General features: G+C 53.6%; 14 protein-coding genes. 11 read left to right on the forward strand and 3 right to left on the reverse strand.

Going from position 1 to position 17079, the window contains the following annotated elements:
- The first annotated feature begins 191 nt into the window (after nucleotides 1-191).
- The 7 genes from L971_RS10170 (at nucleotide 192) to L971_RS10200 (ending at nucleotide 8257) form a co-directional block, all read left to right on the forward strand.
- Nucleotides 192-1106: an alpha/beta hydrolase gene (locus L971_RS10170; RefSeq protein WP_047375651.1), complete on the forward strand. Its 915-nt coding sequence runs from the start codon at nucleotides 192-194 to the stop codon at nucleotides 1104-1106.
- A gap of 136 nt (nucleotides 1107-1242) precedes the next feature.
- Nucleotides 1243-1989 (forward strand): DeoR/GlpR family DNA-binding transcription regulator, encoded by a 747-nt coding sequence (locus L971_RS10175; protein WP_024370315.1) that lies wholly within the window; start codon nucleotides 1243-1245, stop codon nucleotides 1987-1989.
- Nucleotides 1986-2915 carry a 1-phosphofructokinase gene (pfkB, locus tag L971_RS10180; RefSeq protein WP_024370316.1) on the forward strand — a complete coding sequence of 310 codons (930 nt, stop codon included), beginning with the start codon at nucleotides 1986-1988 and terminating at the stop codon, nucleotides 2913-2915. The genes L971_RS10175 and pfkB overlap by 4 nt, the downstream gene beginning before the upstream one ends.
- Nucleotides 2912-4822, forward strand: coding sequence for a PTS fructose transporter subunit IIABC (locus tag L971_RS10185; RefSeq protein ID WP_047375654.1), 1911 nt, complete (start codon nucleotides 2912-2914; stop codon nucleotides 4820-4822). The genes pfkB and L971_RS10185 overlap by 4 nt, the downstream gene beginning before the upstream one ends.
- A gap of 132 nt (nucleotides 4823-4954) precedes the next feature.
- Complete coding sequence (locus tag L971_RS10190; protein WP_024370318.1) at nucleotides 4955-5476, forward strand: GNAT family N-acetyltransferase; 522 nt, start codon at nucleotides 4955-4957, stop codon at nucleotides 5474-5476.
- 49 nt (nucleotides 5477-5525) lie between these two features.
- Nucleotides 5526-6002: an SRPBCC domain-containing protein gene (locus L971_RS10195; protein WP_047375656.1), complete on the forward strand. Its 477-nt coding sequence runs from the start codon at nucleotides 5526-5528 to the stop codon at nucleotides 6000-6002.
- A gap of 275 nt (nucleotides 6003-6277) precedes the next feature.
- Nucleotides 6278-8257 carry a methyl-accepting chemotaxis protein gene (locus L971_RS10200; protein ID WP_047375658.1) on the forward strand — a complete coding sequence of 660 codons (1980 nt, stop codon included), beginning with the start codon at nucleotides 6278-6280 and terminating at the stop codon, nucleotides 8255-8257.
- A gap of 47 nt (nucleotides 8258-8304) precedes the next feature.
- Here the strand turns inward: L971_RS10200 and L971_RS14845 are convergent, their stop codons facing one another.
- On the reverse strand, nucleotides 8305-9180 hold the full coding sequence (locus tag L971_RS14845) for a GGDEF domain-containing protein (protein WP_052200359.1): 876 nt from the start codon (nucleotides 9178-9180) through the stop codon (nucleotides 8305-8307).
- 276 nt (nucleotides 9181-9456) lie between these two features.
- Nucleotides 9457-10914 carry a cardiolipin synthase gene (gene cls / locus L971_RS10210; protein WP_047375660.1) on the reverse strand — a complete coding sequence of 486 codons (1458 nt, stop codon included), beginning with the start codon at nucleotides 10912-10914 and terminating at the stop codon, nucleotides 9457-9459.
- Between the two features lie 92 nt (nucleotides 10915-11006).
- Here cls and L971_RS10215 point away from each other — a divergent pair, with 92 nt between their 5' ends.
- The 3 genes from L971_RS10215 to L971_RS10225 all read left to right on the forward strand — a co-directional run bounded on the left by L971_RS10215 (nucleotide 11007) and on the right by L971_RS10225 (nucleotide 13056).
- On the forward strand, nucleotides 11007-11435 hold the full coding sequence (locus tag L971_RS10215) for an OsmC family protein (protein WP_024370324.1): 429 nt from the start codon (nucleotides 11007-11009) through the stop codon (nucleotides 11433-11435).
- Between the two features lie 81 nt (nucleotides 11436-11516).
- On the forward strand, nucleotides 11517-12005 hold the full coding sequence (locus L971_RS10220) for a GNAT family N-acetyltransferase (RefSeq protein ID WP_047375661.1): 489 nt from the start codon (nucleotides 11517-11519) through the stop codon (nucleotides 12003-12005).
- A 58-nt stretch (nucleotides 12006-12063) separates the two neighbouring features.
- The gene (locus L971_RS10225) at nucleotides 12064-13056 is read left to right on the forward strand and encodes a Gfo/Idh/MocA family oxidoreductase (protein ID WP_047375662.1); all 993 of its coding nucleotides are present in this window, start codon (nucleotides 12064-12066) and stop codon (nucleotides 13054-13056) included.
- 41 nt (nucleotides 13057-13097) lie between these two features.
- On the opposite strand, the gene L971_RS10230 is transcribed toward L971_RS10225, so the two are convergent.
- Nucleotides 13098-14129, reverse strand: coding sequence for a PTS sugar transporter subunit IIC (locus L971_RS10230; protein WP_024370327.1), 1032 nt, complete (start codon nucleotides 14127-14129; stop codon nucleotides 13098-13100).
- Nucleotides 14130-14383: 254 nt separating this feature from the next.
- Here L971_RS10230 and L971_RS10235 point away from each other — a divergent pair, with 254 nt between their 5' ends.
- Nucleotides 14384-17047, forward strand: coding sequence for a cation-transporting P-type ATPase (locus L971_RS10235; protein ID WP_024370328.1), 2664 nt, complete (start codon nucleotides 14384-14386; stop codon nucleotides 17045-17047).
- Nucleotides 17048-17079 lie beyond the last annotated feature (32 nt).

A 17079-nucleotide genomic window follows, 5' to 3' on the forward strand; every position in this document is an offset into this window, starting at 1 on the left:
TCTCATTCCTCTCGTAATTCGACTTGTCGTATCCATCAGATGACGATATGTGTTCTTTCGACAAATGGAAGGATTATCCTTTTGGGTTGCGCAATCAATCTAAGAGAGAGGGAGACGACTGACCTGCCCACTCATCAGTTTTGCTCGATACACGCCAAAATGTTCGGTATGATATAGGAGGAGGCGATACGATGGAACAAAACCTAACTATTTCGAGACCATACGGTGATTTGGTCGGAACACTGTTATTGCACGATACGCCGCGAAAGACGGTCGTCATCTTGAGCGGGAGCGGACCGAGCGACCGCGACGGCAACATGGGGCCGTCACAGTTCGGCACGTATAAAAAATTAGCGGAGGCGCTGTTTGAGATGGGCGTCAACGTCTATCGGTACGACAAACAAGGGATCGGAGAATCAAACGGCGATTTCAACAAAGTCGGGCTGCACGACTTGATCGATGATGCAATCGCAGTCGTCAATCAAATCAAGCGTTTACCGGAAGTGACTGAAGTCATCATTCTCGGTCATAGCGAAGGGGCGATCATCGCACCGGCCGTCCAACTCGAGACGAAGGCGACGGGCTTGATTCTGCTGGCCGGATTTAACGACGCGTCGAAGCAGATGTTTTTGCTTCAAGCCGATGCGCTCGCCAAGGAGATCGCGTCCGTCAAAGGATTGAAAGGGATGTTTTATCGAATGACCGGCGTCCCCGCGAAAGTACGCAAACGTCAAGATGAATTGTTCGAACGTTCATTGCGGACGAATGTCGCCTCATTCAAATTCCGAGGCCAAATCGTCAATGCGAAGTGGATTCGGGAGCACGCCTCATACGACGTGCGCGAGCGACTTGAACATGTGCGTGTACCGGTCCTTGCCATCACCGGTGACCGGGACGTCCAAGTCCCGCCAGAACATGTGAATACGATTCAGACCCGAGGAGAAGTCGAACACGTCATCCTGAAAGACATGAACCACTTGCTCGTCGAACGGACGAGACCGCATTCGTTGCTTCAGCTTCATAAAGAATATCGAGAGGCAATCGAGGCGCCGTTGCATCCCGCTTTAATTCAACAACTCGACAGATGGTTCCGAAAACAACAATGAACAGTCAAAAACGGTCACTAAGTGACCGTTTTTTATGTTATAATTGTGACAAATAAAAAAATAATGAACGAATATGAATGTTTTTGATTGTTTTTTGAATGTAAACGCTTTATATTATAACTACGGAGGGAATACGATGTTAACGAAACAACGACATCAACTGATTTTGCAACGGTTATCGGAACAACGGATCGTCAAATTGAAAGAGTTGGTCGAATTGACGGAAGCGTCAGAGTCGACGATTCGTCGTGATTTGACCGATCTTGAGGCGGAAGGTTATTTGGAACGGGTACATGGGGGCGCGACGCTCGTCATCCATCCGGAAGAAGAACCGACGTTTGAAGAGAAACGTGACCGGCATGTCGATGAGAAAGTCGCGATCGCACGGAAGGCCGCGACGTTCATCGAGGACGGAATGTCCGTCTACCTCGATGCCGGGACGACGACGCAGGCGATGGTCCCGTTCCTCACTGGGAAACGTGTCATCGTCGTCACGAACAGTCTTCCGATTGCGAACGATTTGTTCGACCTCGACATTAAGACGTTCGTCATCGGCGGTGAACTGAAACGTTCGACCCAAGCACTCGTCGGCTACAACGCACGCGAGAGCATGATGAACTATCGTGTCGACCTCGCATTTCTCGGAATCAACGGCGTCGACCTCGAGGCCGGTTATACGACCCCGGATCCAGAAGAAGCCCTCGTCAAAAAAACAGCGATTGAACTCGCACGTACGGCCTACATCTTGGCGGATGACTCGAAATTCGGGAAACGGTCATTCAGTCGAGTCGCGCCGCTCGAGGCGGCCACGCTCGTCACACTGTCGGATGTCGCGTACGTCCGTTCAATCGAATCTACTACAAAGGTGGTGAACGCCCAATGATTTACACGTTAACGCTCAACCCTTCGATCGACTACTATGTCACGTTACCGGAAGTTGTGCTAGGAGAAGTGAATCGGATTCAAGAGACGACTCAAACCGCAGGCGGCAAAGGAATCAACGTTGCGTTCGTCTTACGTGAATACGATGTCGAGACGGTCGCACTCGGATTCGTCGGTGGGACGACCGGTGAATTTATTAAACAAGCGCTAAAAGACAAGGGTGTCCAAACGGACTTCATCGAAGTCACGGGAGAGACCCGAATCAATGTGAAGATTCGGGCCAAAGAAGAGACGGAGCTTAATGCGAGCGGGCCTATTATTCAAGACGCTGAGCTTGAGCAGCTGACGAAACAGTTCGAACACGTGACGGCAGGCGATATCGTCGTCCTCGCGGGCAGCATCCCGGGCAACTTGCCGAGCACGCTTTACCGGACGCTTGCCGAGACGATTCGGGCCAACGGGGCCGAATTCGTCGTCGATACGACGAAAGAAGCGATGCTCGAAGTGTTGTCGCTCGAGCCGCTCATGATCAAACCGAACCATCATGAGCTTGGCGAACTGTTCGATACGGACATCGAGACGTTTGAACAGGCACTTCCCTTTGCGGAGAAGCTCGTCGAACGGGGAGCGAAGAACGTCATCGTCTCGTTCGCCGGTGACGGTGCGATGCTCGTCAACGCGAGCGGAGCCTTCACGGCCAATACGCCGAGCGGGAAGCTCGTCAACTCGGTCGGAGCCGGTGATTCACTTGTCGCCGGGTTCGTCGCCAACATTCTCGACCACGACGCGTCGGAGGCGTTCCGCTATGCGGTGACGACCGGCAGCGCGTCTGCCTATACGTTTGGCCTCTGTACGAAACAAGACGTGGACCGCTTGGTCGGCGAAGTCGACGTCACCCCACTATCTCGATTGGAGGAAACAACATGAACATCACGGATCTGCTCAAAAAGGACACGATTCAATTGAATCTCGGCAGCCGTACGAAAGCCGACGTCATCGAAGAACTCGTCGACGTACTCGACCGGGCCGGAAAACTTTCGGACCGGAACGGCTATCGTGACGCCATCCTCGCGCGTGAAGCGCAAAGCACGACCGGTCTCGGAGAAGGGATCGCGATTCCACATGCGAAGACAAAAGCGGTCAAAGAGCCGGCAATCGCGTTCGGACGCTCGGAAGGCATCGATTATGAGGCGCTTGACGGGCAAGACAGCCGCTTGTTCTTCATGATTGCAGCCGGTGAACATGCGAACAACGAGCACTTGGAAACGTTATCGAAATTATCTGTCTTCCTTATGGACCCGAACTTCCAAGAACGTCTCTACGCGGCTAAGTCAGAAGATGATGTCATCCGTGCCATCGAAGAGAAGGAAGCCGCTGAAGCGGCTCCGGTCGAAGCGAAAGCGGTGAAAGAAGACGCACCATACATTCTCGCCGTCACAGCTTGTCCGACAGGTATCGCGCACACGTATATGGCCGCGGACAGCTTGAAACAAAAAGCCGACGCGATGGGCGTCGAGATGAAGGTCGAGACGAACGGATCGACCGGCGTGAAGAACGAATTGACGTCAGCCGACATCGCGAAAGCGACGGCAATCATCGTCGCAGCGGACAAAGCGGTCGAAATGGATCGTTTCGCTGGCAAACACGTCATCGAAGTTCCTGTCGCCCAAGGAATCCGGAAGCCGGAAGAATTGATCAACCGTGCCGTGAAGCAAGACGCACCGGTTTATCAGTCGACTGGTAAGTCTGGCGGCGAGAAGAAAGAACAACGTACAGGTGTATACAAACACTTGATGAGCGGTGTTTCGGCGATGCTTCCACTCGTCGTCGCTGGTGGTTTGTTGATCGCACTCAGCTTCTTCTGGGGCATCAACTCCGCGAACCCGGATGATCCATCTTACAACGCATTTGCCGCGCAACTCATGACAATCGGAGGCGCCGCGTTCGGATTCCTCGTTCCAGTCCTTGCCGGTTTCATCGCGATGTCCATCGCCGATCGTCCAGGTCTCGCACCGGGTCTTGTCGCCGGTTTCCTCGCAAGTGAAGGTGGGGCAGGGTTCCTCGGTGGTCTCATCGCCGGTTTCCTCGCTGGTTACGTCGTCGTGTTCTTGAAACGCGCGCTTTCGAATTTGCCGGCGTCACTTGAAGGAATCAAGCCGGTCCTCTTGTTCCCGCTACTCGGTTCATTCATCTCAGGGATGATCATGTTGCTCGTCGTCAACGAACCGATCGCCGCGTTCATGACATGGCTCATGGAAGTGCTCAATGGCATGAGCGGTGCGAACGCCGTCTTGCTCGGTGTCATCGTCGGAGGCATGATGGCCGTCGATATGGGTGGTCCGATCAACAAGACCGCCTACGTCTTCGGTACGGCAGCCCTCACGGCCGGCAACCAAGAAGTCATGGCTGCTGTCATGGCCGGTGGGATGGTACCACCGCTTCTCGTCGCGCTCGCATCGACTGTGTTCGCACGTCAGAAGTTCTCGAAACAAGAACGTGAGGCAGGGAAAACCGCATACGTTATGGGCGCCTCGTTCATCACGGAAGCAGCCATCCCGTTCGCAGCGGCCGATCCGATTCGTGTTCTGCCGTCAGCGATTCTAGGATCTGCCATCGCCGGTGGATTGTCAGCGTTCTTCGCCATCCAATTGCCAGCACCGCACGGCGGTATCTTCGTCTTCCCACTCCTTGAAGGAGCCGGAAACGTCGTCATGAGCATGGGGCTTTACGCACTCGCGATTCTCGCTGGTGCCTTGATTGGAGCACTCCTCCTTTCATTCTTGAAAAAACCACTTACGACTGCGACAGCTACACCGAAACAAGAAGTCGCATGATGTGAACGACCGTGGATGTTCCACGGTCGTTTTTTTGTCGCTAAATTGTCTTTGGATTTGCCTGACTAATGGATTGCAGGATGGCGATTTGTGGTAAAATACTTGTAAAACTTGCGCTAGGAGGGGGCCGAGATGATTATACGAGTAGCCGAACCAAAAGATGCGTACGGGATCGCACGCGTTCGAGTGAACGGTTGGCGGACGACGTATCGCGGAATCGTACCGACCGATTTTTTATTGAAGTTGTCATCGAACGCGATCGAATGGGCCGAGAAGGTTCGTGACGCCCTCTCGAAACGAGAAGTGGACGGATTCGTCGCCGTCGTCGAAGAAGAGATTGTCGGGTTCGTCCTGTACGGGGCAGAACGGACCGGGACCTATCCGGATCACCCGAACGAAGTATATGCGATTTATGTGCTCGAGGAGCATCAACGGAACGGACTCGGTTCGAGCCTGCTCGAGAAGGCCGTCGGGGCGATGTGCAGCTCAGGGATGATCATCTGGGCGCTCGAGCTGAACCCGTATCGCTCGTTTTACGAACGGAAACAAGGCGAAGTGATTGACGAGAAAGAGCGGACCATCGGGGAGCTCGCTCTTCGCGAGGTCGCCTACGGGTGGACGAAAGCGACCCATGACGCCATCATCGGGGCTTGAACGGACGTGACATCGTTGTCACGTCCTTTTTTTAGAGAGGAGTCTATCTATGAACGGTCGAATCGATACGATATCAAAATGGATCCCATTTTCACCTAAAGCAATCTATGATTCGTTCCTTGACCCAAGACGACTTGAGAATTGGTTGGCACCGGAGGGGATGTCCGCTCAGGTTGACGTGTTTGACCCACAGGCCGGTGGCTTGTATCGTATCGTTTTGACGTATGAAGACGAATCTGTCACCGGGAAGACATCCAACCATACGGACGTTTCGCATGGCCGATTCGTCGAGCTCGAGACGAATCAGAAGATTGTCATGTCGGGTACGTTTGAAACCGATATTCCTATCTTTTCTGGGGAGATGGTGCAAACATGGTACTTCGAGGAAATTGATAAAGGGACGAACGTAACGATCGTTTGTGAGAACGTACCGAGCGGCATTCGAAAAGAGGACCATTTGAACGGGTTAGGAGCGACGTTAGACCAACTTTTGTCGTTTCTTCAGGATAACAACAGAGATAAATAATCGCTCTACTCGAATGAAGAGATCGTATCTGCATTCTTGCTATTGATGAATCGACATGGAGACAAAGGGTAACTTGGCCCCACAAACACAGTCGTTACACCTGCGCGAGCAGGTGTTTTTGTCGTTTGTCGACTGCCAGCTGGAATGAAAAGGGTTTCAATTATGAACATTCTAAATAGCGGGAAGAATTTTAGTGAGGGTTATGGAAAAACTGTGATTTCGACCGATATTGTCAGTAACGTGACGAGCAGATCGCTCGAGATTGGAGTTGTTTTATGAACCGAAAGTCAACACGCACGATCAGCATCAAACAGAAATTGATCATCATGTCTTCACTCGTTTTACTAATCCCGTCCTTATTGATTGGATTCGTCGCCTACGGTCAGGCGAAGCAGAAGATCAAAGATCAAATCTTACAATCGGCCCACGCGGGAGTGGAGCGGATGGACGTCGAGATTAACAATTTGATCGGCCCGATCAAAGGCGATGTCGATTTCTTTGCCGATCGCATCGATGCGACGCTCTATGAAGAAGGCGATGCCAACGAAGCGTTAGCGGAAAAGTTCGTCGAATATTTAGCGACGCATCCGGACGTGACGAACATTTATTACGCATCATCAGAGGGCTCGATGACGATTTATCCGGAACAGACTCTACCGGACGACTACGACCCGCGTACGCGTCCTTGGTATGAGGCGGCTGAAGCGGCAGGCGCCCAAGTCGTCATCACCGACCCGTACGTCGACGCCGCGTCACAGAAGATGATGGTCACCTTGTCGCGCGAGGCGACGGATGGGCGAGGGGTCATCGCGGTCGATGTCGACGTCAATGACATCGCGACGGTCGCGGCAAGTATTCAAATCGGGAAAGATGGATACGTCACAATTCTCGACCGGACAGAGCGATTCGTCACACATCCGACGCTCGCTGCCGGGGAAACGGCGTCGGGAGACTGGGTCGAGCCGCTCTATAGTCAAGCGGCGGACAGCTTCGCCTATACGTTCGAAGGTGAAGCGAAACAAATGGATTTCATGACGAACGAACTGACAGGATGGAAAGTCGCCGGGACGCTTTATGAAGCCGAGATTCAGCAGGAAACGGTCGGTATATTGTGGACGACGCTTGCGGTCATCGCGGCGATGGTTCTCGTCGCATCCGTCCTCCTCTACTTCGTGATCCGTTCCATCGTCCGTCCACTCAATCGGTTGACGGAAGGGGCCGAACGGATTCAACAAGGCGACTTGACAGAGCTGATTCCGGTCGACTCAAACGATGAGGTCGGACGAGTGTCGGTAAGTTTCAATGAGATGACACAATCCTTGCGGACGATCATTGCACGGCTCGATGAATCGATCGGACAAGTGGCGGCCTCGTCGCAGGAACTGATGGCGAACTCGGCTCAAAACACGGCGTCATCCGAACAGGTTGCCGGGGCAGTCCAACAGATGGCGGCCGGGGCGGATGATTCAAAGCGCCAACTCGATGATAACGCTGTCTCGCTTCAAGCCATCACTTCGGGAATCATGCGTATCGCGGAAAGCTCGACGGACGTGTCAGAACTTTCGCGTGAGACGGCGATGGAAGCAGAGGACGGGACTTCTGCCGTCACCGAGAACGTGGCCCAGATGCGCGCCATCGATACGTCAGTCGAGTCGTTCGCTCATGTCATCGAGTCACTGTCACACCGCTCGAACGAGATCGGGAATATCGTCGACGTCATCAACGGGATCGCGGCGCAGACGAACTTGCTCGCTTTGAACGCGGCAATCGAAGCGGCGCGGGCCGGGGAGAACGGTAAAGGGTTCGCCGTCGTCGCGAGTGAAGTGCGAAAACTCGCCGAACAATCGCAACAGTCGACGAAACAGATCGCCCATTTGATTGAACGCATCAAACAAGAGACCGAACAGTCGGTTGTTTTGATGAAAGAAGTGTCGGCGCATACGAAAGCAGGACTCGAGACGACGGAGAACACAGCGGCCCGATTCCATAAAATCATGGCCCGCACGCAAGAGATGACGCCGCGAATCGAGGACGTGACGGCGACGGTCGAGGAAATCGCCGCGAACGTCGAGGAAGTATCGGCGGCGGCGACACAAATCGCGCACATCGCCGAGGAGAACTCGAGCGCTTCGAAACAAGTGGCCGCGACGACCGAAGATCAGCTCGGTTCGATGGAAGAAGTGTCACAATCCGCGAAAGCGCTCGCCGACATGGCAGAAGAACTACAAGAACTCGTGTCACGATTCACGATTTAACGGCAAAGCGTCGCGGACTCCGCAAGAGGAGTACCGCGACGCTTTTTTCATCGTTTGCTTGATACTTGGTTCCGGCCCATGTTTTTGGCCACATATAACGCCTCGTCAGCGTCTTTCAACACTTGCTCGACCGACTTCCCTCCATCGAACGAACTGACACCGAACGAACACGTCACGTGAGGGACCGGACCGAACGGTTCATCGTTCACTTTTTGACGGAGCTTATCTGCAAGCCGGACACCTTCCGACAAGGTCGAATGGGGGGCGACGATTAGAAATTCTTCCCCTCCCCAGCGACCAATCGCATCAGTCTTTCGAATGTTACGTCTCAGAAGCTGGGCGATGGCGCGAAGGACGAGGTCCCCGGTCGGATGACCGAACGTATCGTTGACGAGCTTGAAATAATCGATATCGAGCATGATGACGGCCGCATCCGACGATTGACTCGGATTTTCAGCGACCGCCGCCAACAAGTCGTTCACTTTCTTTCGGTTGTACAGCTCGGTGAGCGGATCGAGTGAGGACAGGTGCTCCATCCGTTCCTCATAGCGGCGTTGTTCCGTCGCATCTTCGATGATCCCGACGCCTCCTGTAATGTGTCCGTCGTGCTGAACACTCGGCGACATCGTCGCCCGGATGAAACGAGGTTGTCGTTCCGGACCGTGGTACCAGCCGGATACACGGACTGTCTCCCCGGAGAGAACCCGGTTTGACGCCTCGACAAAATTCAGTTGGGGTGACGTACAACGCTCGAATGCAAGGCCAGTCATTACGGATACGCCCAACAGTTCGATGAAGGCATCGTTATAGTTGATGATCCGTCCACCGAGATCGAACGCGAACAGACCGATCGGAAGTTCGTCCCATGAGGAAGGATCGATTCGTGCTGTGATTGCGTCTTGATGTTCTCTAGGATCAGCCATAGGTGACATATGCGCGAACGCATACTTCCTCCTTTCCGAGTGGAAATGAAAGCTTAGGACGTTCGTATTGATACTTTATACCCTGATTTGGAATGGAATTAGCTAAAAAGATAGAGAAATGTGCTGAATCTAAAAAACTGTCAGTTATTAGACAAAACCGGAGGTGAAGGAATGAAGATGCGCGTAGCCAGCATATGCGTCCACAACAAAAGGATATGCGAGAGACGCATACCCCTTGATAGACAAAGATTCTACGATGTAGAATCAACTATTACATTATAGAATCGGACTCAACAGGCGAGAGACACCTTCCCGCATCCGGACGGTCCATTTCCGTTCGGCGTAATCCTCGACCGTATAGCGACGGCTGACAGCGATGTCCGACTCGAACAACGAGGCGAGTTCGAGGGCGACTTGTTTGTCATAAATGAGGGCGTTCACTTCGAAGTTCAAGCGGAAACTGCGGGCATCGAGGTTCGTCGTCCCGACCGTCGCGATCTCATCATCGACGACGAGCGTCTTCGCATGCAAGAAGCCTTGGTCGTACATATAGACGTTCGCCCCGTAATCGAGCAGCTCGCCGAGGAACGATAGCGACGCCCACATGACGAACGGATGGTCCGGTTTCCCAGGGATCATGATGTTCATCTCGACGCCGGAGAGGAGCGCCATCTTACAGGCATCCATGAAACTCGCGTCGGGAATGAAGTACGGCGTCTGGATGATGACGCGACGCTTCGCCGACATGATCATTTTGATCATCATGTTCTTCAAATGCTCCGTGTCCGAGTTCGGGCCGCTCGTCACGATTTGCATCGGTGACTTGTCCGAGATGTCATGGCGGGCGAAACAGAACGTATTTTCAGGGTCGTGCTTGTCGTGACCGGAATAATTCCAATCCAAGATGAAGCGATGCTGAAGGTGGTAAACGACGTCGCCTTCGACCCGGAGATGCGTGTCGCGCCAATACCCGAACTTTTCGACGAGGCCGAGATACTCGGTCCCGACGTTGAATCCGCCGACATACCCGATCTTCCCGTCGATGATGACGAGCTTGCGGTGGTTACGGTTGTTCAGTTTGAAGTTGATCAGCCCGAGTGTCGGCGGAAAGAAGACCCGGACCTCACCGTTATGGGCGATCAGTTCTTTAAAATCGGAGTTGCGCAAGCTGCGCGAACCGACGGCGTCATATAACAGACGTACTTTCACACCGGCCTTGGCCCGTTCGATCAATTCGTGGATGAGCGCCTTCCCGAGGGCGTCGCGCTGAATGATGTAATACTGAACATTGATCTCGGTCTCGGCGTTGCGAATATCGTCCATGAGCGCCTTGAACTTCTGTTCACCGTCGTGCATGATGGCTGACTTGTTGTGGACGCTGACGAGCGATTTGGAGGACCGCAAGTTCATCTCTAGCAATTGTTCATACTTCTCGAACAGCGGTTGTTGCAACGCGGTCTCTTTCCGCCGCAACTGTTCGATTTGACTTTCGACTTGAAGCGAGTGGAACGAACGCTCCTCGACGCTCAAGTTGAAGAAGTTGTCTTTCTTCAGCTGGCGCCCTAAAAATAAGTAGATGATGAAGCCAAGAATCGGCAAGAAGAAAAGGACGAGCAACCACGCCCACGTCGCCCCGACGTCACGGCGTTCTGCGAAGATGACGGCAAGCGCGAATAATAAGTTCAATCCGAGGACGATATACAGTCCCCAACTGATGATGACGGACCAATCCATAACCCACACTCCTAACGACAAATTATACATCTAGCTTTATCATACCTCATTCCGGGGAATAGTATGCTATCGAAACAAAGGGGGAGACACAGATGAATATGAAAGTGAATTGGAAACAAGGGATGGCGTTTGAGTCGATGACGCCATCAGGTCATCAGGTCACGCTTGACGCGGGGGAAGACGTCGGCGGATTGAATCAAGGGCCGCGGCCGACCGAGATGCTCTTGCAGGCGACGGCCGCTTGTACCGGCATCGATATCGTCTCGATCTTGCACAAGATGCGCTTGCCGCTCGAACACTTTGAGATGGAGATCGACGGGGTACGGGCGACGGAACATCCGAAACGGTTCACGGCGATTCACATCCTATACGTGCTCGGAGGCGACATGCCCGAAGAGCGTGTCCGCCGAGCGATCGAACTATCGGTCGACCGCTATTGCTCCGTCTCGCACAGCTTGAATGCGACGCTCACGTACAGTTACCAACTGAACGGGGGCGAGGTCGTGTTGTTCAGAGCGTAATGATGAGGCAAGATGGTTGAAATCGGTCAGAGACGTCCGTTATATTGGTATTTCAAATACTGTATGACTAAGGAGGACGTTATGATTCGACTCGCGACGAAACGCGATGCCTCAAACATCGCGAACTTAATCGAACAACGAGCCGTAGCGCTAAATAAACAAGGAAGCGACCAATGGACGGAATATTTGGAGCAAGATTTGTTGAAACGGGTAGAGACCGACATCGCTAGCGGTGACGTGTATGTATATGAACAAGAAGATGCCATATTGGCCTCGATCGCCTTGCTTCCACCGGACGAATGGGACCATGCCTTATGGGAAGATGGCGAGCGCGGTCAATATATTCACCGCATCGTCGTCAGCGAACGGTTGAAAGGCCAAGGTGTCGGTCAACAGTTGATGGAGCATGTCCTCGAAGAAGCGGACGGAGATCATCCGATTCGCCTCGACTGCGTCGCGGACAACTCGTTCTTGAACGAGTATTATCCGCGGTTCGGCTTCGTGTACGTCGGTTCACGTAACGGATACAATACGTTCGAATACGGGCTCGAGGAGAGCGTCAGTGCATGAGAGGTCAAGCGACCTCTCTTTTTGCTATACTAAAGGATGAACGATAGGAGGAGAGAGTATGATCAATACGATTTTAGTCGGCTTCGGTTTTTCGGCGACGACATTTCATTTGCCGTTTTTAAAAGAGTTGGATGAATATAACGTGGTTGGAGTCGTCTCATCACGGCCGGACGATGTGCACCATCACTTGCCGAACGTGCATGTGTACGCGTCACTCGAAGCGGCACTACAGAGCGAGGCGACCTTATTCATTATCACGACGCCGTCCCATCTACATAAAGACATGGTCGAGGCGTGCTTGAAAGCAGGGAAAGACGTCCTCGTCGAGAAACCCGCGTTCTTGACCGTCGCGGAAGGAGAGGCGCTCCGTCACCTTGAGGAGAACAGCCAGGGGATCGTCAACGTATTCCACAATCGACGGATGGACGGGGACTTCCTAACTGTCAAAGCGCTACTTGAAGGCGCTGAGGTCGGGAACTGGAAAGTGTTCGAGTCACGCTTTGACCGCTTCCGTCCTGTGGTCCGTGACCGTTGGCGTGAGAATGCAGGTCCAGGGGCGGGCATCTTGTTCGACCTCGGCAGTCATTTGATCGACCAAGCGCTCGTCTTGTTCGGTGTCCCGGACCGGGTCCAAGCGGACGTGATGATTCAGCGTGAAGGGGGGCAGTCGGACGACGGGTTCTTCGTCACACTCCATTACGGAGAAAAACGGGTCTATCTTCGTTCGAACCCGTTCATCGCCGGGGAGACGCCTCGCTTCGAGTTGCATGGGACGGAAGGGAGTTTCATCAAACACGGTCTCGATCCACAAGAAGCGGCACTGCGAGATGGGAATCTGTCACCGGACGTGTTAGAGACGGGAACATTGAGCCGAGAAGAGACGAGTGCGCTCGCCATCGAGCCCGGTCGCTATGTCGACTTTTATCGTGAACTCGCGGCTAGTTTTATCGCCCGCCGTCCGCTCGTTCCATTGAGCGATGCGATTTTGACGACACGAGTCCTCGAACTCGCCCGATTATCCTCAGAGGAACAGCGAACAATTGATTATTGACTTGAAAAACGGACGTCCCTAGCTCGAGGGACGTCCGTTTTTTATGCTGCTTCTTCTGCTTCGATTGTCTTCTCGCTTTGTGAGACGATCGGGAAGTTTTTAAATAGCTTGCTGCCGACGAGACCGGCGACGATTCCGATCCCGAAGACGATGATGGCCGTCACGGTGACGGTTTGCCAATCATTGAACCCATACATGACGAGCAGTCCAGGGACACCGGCGGCCGAGCCCGGTGCGTTGTTGACCATCCCTGTCATCGCGACGACGAGACCGGCCATGGCGCCACCGATGAAGTTGACGCTATAGATAGGAATCGGGTTGGCCGAGATGAGGTCGGCTTGCGTGAGCGGTTCGATCGCGACCGACAGTTGGTCTTTCTTCGTCCCGATGTTCAAACGCTTGAACAACAAGAAGTTCATCGAGATCGATGCCGTCAAGGCGAGCGCGGCGATAGCCATCGGCACACCTGTGAGACCGAGCATGGCCGTGAGTGCCATCGAACTGAGCGGCGATGTCGAAACGACCGTGACGATCCCGCCTAGGACGAGCCCCATGACGATCGGGTTTTGCGTTGCTGCGAGTTCGATGACCGCCCCGATCTGGGCGAGCGTGTTCGAGACGAGCGGGTCGACGCCGATGGCGACGAGTCGAGCGAGCGGTGCCATGACGATGACATAGAAAATCATGTCGACTCCGGCCGGTAAATGTTTATCCATCCGACGACCGAGTAGTCCTAAAATGTATCCGGCGAAGAATCCAGGCAAGATGCCGAATCCTGAGACGGACAGTCCGAGCATGAGCGCGTACACCGGATTGATTCCGAGCGCGATCGCAACGAGTGCCGCCGCAGCTGGCCCGGATAGCGATCCGGCGGCCTGACCGACTTCTTCATAGAGCGGGAGCGGCAACAGCCCACCGATCGCGTAGGCGTTGAACGCTTCGACCAAGAAACTGGCGATAGCTGCCCCGGCGAGCGCCCCCATCGCTTTCATGCCGAACGGGGCTTTGTAACTGAACAATGTAAAAAGTGCGAGAATCAATAGTAGCAGTGCAATCCCTTGTATGATCACCATGGTGTTGTACCTCTTTCTCTCTGTTTGTATTTCCTCTATATTTAAACATCCCAACGCTCCTGTAAAGCCATTTCATCGAACTGACATAAGAAAATTAGATGATAACGCTTCCAATTCGAAAGTTGGAAAAATGTAGTTGGTCAAATTTGAAAATGTGCTGAAAAAAGTTGTGAAAATGTGTCAGGATGCGCCGGAGTGGGAAACAGGAAGTAGAAGTAGATTTAGATAGATGGAATTGAGGAGGAGAAGCAGAGATGGAAATCGAGAATCAAAAATGGCACGCCCTCGAACCGGACACGGTGAGGGAACATCTCGAGACAGACGTCGATCACGGCCTATCAAAAGAGGAAGTGTCGAACCGTCAAGAAAAATACGGGAAAAACGTGTTACCCGAGAAGGAGAAGACGCCAGAAATCATAAAGTTTTTACGACAATTCAACGACGTCCTCGTCTACGTCCTTCTCGGTGCCGCCGTCGTGACCGGGTTCCTCGGGGAGTACATCGACACGATCGTCATCTTGCTCGTCGTGACGATCATCGCCGTCGTCGGTTATCTACAAGAGAACAAAGCCGAACAGGCACTTGAAGGGATCAAAAAGTTGCTCGAGACGAAAGCGAGCGTCGTACGTGACGGGAAACAGGTTCAAGTCGACTCGAGCGAGCTCGTTGTCGGCGACGTCATGGTGCTCGCGGCAGGGGATAAAGTACCGGCCGATGCCCGCGTTATCCAAGCTGAAAAATTTAAAGTGGAAGAATCCGCACTGACCGGTGAAGCGACGACCGTCGAGAAAAAGATCCAAGTCGTAGCGGAAGACGCCGTCCTCGGGGACCGGAAGAACATGATTTACTCCGGTACGAGTGTCGCGACGGGCAGTGCCAAAGCACTCGTCACGTCAATCGGGGAAGGGACGGAACTTGGTCAAATCAACGCGTCGATCGCTGAAGTGGAGACGGTGAAGACGCCGCTCATCCGTCAGACGACGAAGTTCGGACAGACCGTTTCAATCGCGATTCTCGTCATCTCGATCGCCATCTATGCGTTCGGATACTTCTTCCGCGATTACGATCCAATCGAACTGATGCTGACGACGATCGGCCTTGCCGTTGCCGCTATTCCGGAAGGATTGCCGGCCGTCATTTCCATCATTCTCGCGCTCGGCGTTCGCAATATGGCCGAGAAGAAAGCGATCGTCCGAAGTCTACCATCGGTCGAGACGCTAGGTGCCGTATCGGTCATCTGTACGGATAAGACGGGTACGTTGACGAAGAACGAAATGACCGTCAAGCAAGTCGTGACCGCGAACCATGACATTGAAGTGTCAGGGAGCGGATATGCGCCAGACGGAGACCTCGAGATCAACGGGCAACCGTTCGACCTCGATGACGATCCCTCGATGGTCGATTTGCTCACGGTCGGGAAAACGTGTAACGACGCCCAGCTCTATAAAGAAGAAGGCAAATGGGTCGTCAACGGCGATCCTACCGAGGCGTGTCTTTTGACGCTCGCTGAAAAAGCGGAGCAGCCGATCGAACGATTGAAAGTCATCTCGAAGATTCCGTTTGATTCAGAGTACAAATATATGGCCACGCTCGTCGACTATAAAGATGAGCGGATGATCTTTATAAAAGGAGCCCCGGACCGCCTGTTCGACATGGCGGAGAACGGAGACTTTGACCGTGCGTATTGGGACGAGAAACGGAAAGAGATCGCCGACCGCGGCCAGCGCGTGCTCGGAGGCGGGTTCAAGCGAGTCGATCGATCTAAAGAGACGGTCGACCATGAGGACGTCGAAGACGGCGTCACGTTCTTAGGACTGTACGGCATCGTCGACCCACCTCGTCCAGAGGCGATCGAAGCGGTCGCGGCTTGCCGTGACGCAGGCATTCGGATCAAGATGATCACCGGCGACCATAAAGATACGGCCGTCGCCATCGCCCGTGAGCTCGGGATGGAAGTCGAAGGGGCGCTCGAAGGGAAAGAATTGACGAACATGTCCGACGAGGAAATCAAAGAAGCCTCGGTCCATAACGACGTCTTCGCACGGACGAGCCCGAACGACAAACTTCGCCTCGTCAAAGGGCTCCAACAGAACGGGCTCATCACATCGATGACCGGTGACGGCGTCAACGATGCCCCGGCTTTGAAACGGGCCGATATCGGGGTTGCCATGGGTATTAAAGGGACCGAGGTCGCGAAAGAGGCATCCCAGATGGTGCTCGTCGACGATAACTTTAAAACGATCTACAACGCGGTCCGTGAGGGGCGTCGCGTCTATGACAACTTGAAGAAGACCATCTTGTTCCTCTTGCCGACAAACGGAGGACAGGCGCTTCTCGTCGCGATGAGCATTCTGCTCGGGGCGGCCGCGCCGCTCAGCCCGGTTCAAATCTTATGGGTCAACATGGTCGTCGCCATCACGCTCTCGCTCGCCATTGCCTTCGAGCCGCTCGAAGAGAGTACGATGAAACGGCCGCCGCGCCCGGCGAACGTGCCGCTTTTGAGTAAGTATTACGTCTTTCGCATCATCTTCGTCTCGATCTTAATCGGTGGCGGGAGCCTCGCCATCAACTATTTACTCGCCGACTATGATTTCTCGACGGCGAAATTGCAGACGATCACGCTGAACACGATCGTCATGGCCCAGCTGTTCCACTTGTACAACTGTCGGACGGAACTCGCACCGGCGTTCAATCGCCATTTCTTCGATAATAAGATCGCGTTTCTCGTCTCGGGTCTCTTGATTGCGCTTCAACTGTTCATCACGTATGTGCCGTTCATGCATACGCTGTTCGGAACAGCCGCGCTTGACCTTGGCGATTGGCTCTTCCCGGTTGTTTTCGGGTTCATCGTCTTCGTCATCGTCGAGATCGAGAAAGCAATCTCGCGCCGTGTCATCGGCGACAAGAACATCCACTGACGTTTCAAGTGTATGTAAAAGTGGAAACAAAC

It is taken from the genome of Exiguobacterium sp. ZOR0005, assembly GCF_000798975.1.
Lineage (GTDB): Bacteria > Bacillota > Bacilli > Exiguobacteriales > Exiguobacteriaceae > Exiguobacterium > Exiguobacterium aurantiacum.

Excerpts from the sequence above, each read along its gene's own strand:
- L971_RS10200 (WP_047375658.1), top strand. The coding sequence starts at position 6,278 with ATGAACCGAAAGTCAACACGCACGATCAGCATCAAACAGAAATTGATC.
- cls (WP_047375660.1), bottom strand. The coding sequence starts at position 10,914 with ATGGATTGGTCCGTCATCATCAGTTGGGGACTGTATATCGTCCTCGGA.
- L971_RS10185 (WP_047375654.1), top strand. The coding sequence starts at position 2,912 with ATGAACATCACGGATCTGCTCAAAAAGGACACGATTCAATTGAATCTC.
- L971_RS10235 (WP_024370328.1), top strand. The coding sequence starts at position 14,384 with ATGGAAATCGAGAATCAAAAATGGCACGCCCTCGAACCGGACACGGTG.
- L971_RS10190 (WP_024370318.1), top strand. The coding sequence starts at position 4,955 with ATGATTATACGAGTAGCCGAACCAAAAGATGCGTACGGGATCGCACGC.
- L971_RS14845 (WP_052200359.1), bottom strand. The coding sequence starts at position 9,180 with ATGGCTGATCCTAGAGAACATCAAGACGCAATCACAGCACGAATCGAT.
- L971_RS10195 (WP_047375656.1), top strand. The coding sequence starts at position 5,526 with ATGAACGGTCGAATCGATACGATATCAAAATGGATCCCATTTTCACCT.
- L971_RS10170 (WP_047375651.1), top strand. The coding sequence starts at position 192 with ATGGAACAAAACCTAACTATTTCGAGACCATACGGTGATTTGGTCGGA.
- pfkB (WP_024370316.1), top strand. The coding sequence starts at position 1,986 with ATGATTTACACGTTAACGCTCAACCCTTCGATCGACTACTATGTCACG.
- L971_RS10220 (WP_047375661.1), top strand. The coding sequence starts at position 11,517 with ATGATTCGACTCGCGACGAAACGCGATGCCTCAAACATCGCGAACTTA.
- L971_RS10230 (WP_024370327.1), bottom strand. The coding sequence starts at position 14,129 with ATGGTGATCATACAAGGGATTGCACTGCTACTATTGATTCTCGCACTT.
- L971_RS10215 (WP_024370324.1), top strand. The coding sequence starts at position 11,007 with ATGAATATGAAAGTGAATTGGAAACAAGGGATGGCGTTTGAGTCGATG.
- L971_RS10225 (WP_047375662.1), top strand. The coding sequence starts at position 12,064 with ATGATCAATACGATTTTAGTCGGCTTCGGTTTTTCGGCGACGACATTT.
- L971_RS10175 (WP_024370315.1), top strand. The coding sequence starts at position 1,243 with ATGTTAACGAAACAACGACATCAACTGATTTTGCAACGGTTATCGGAA.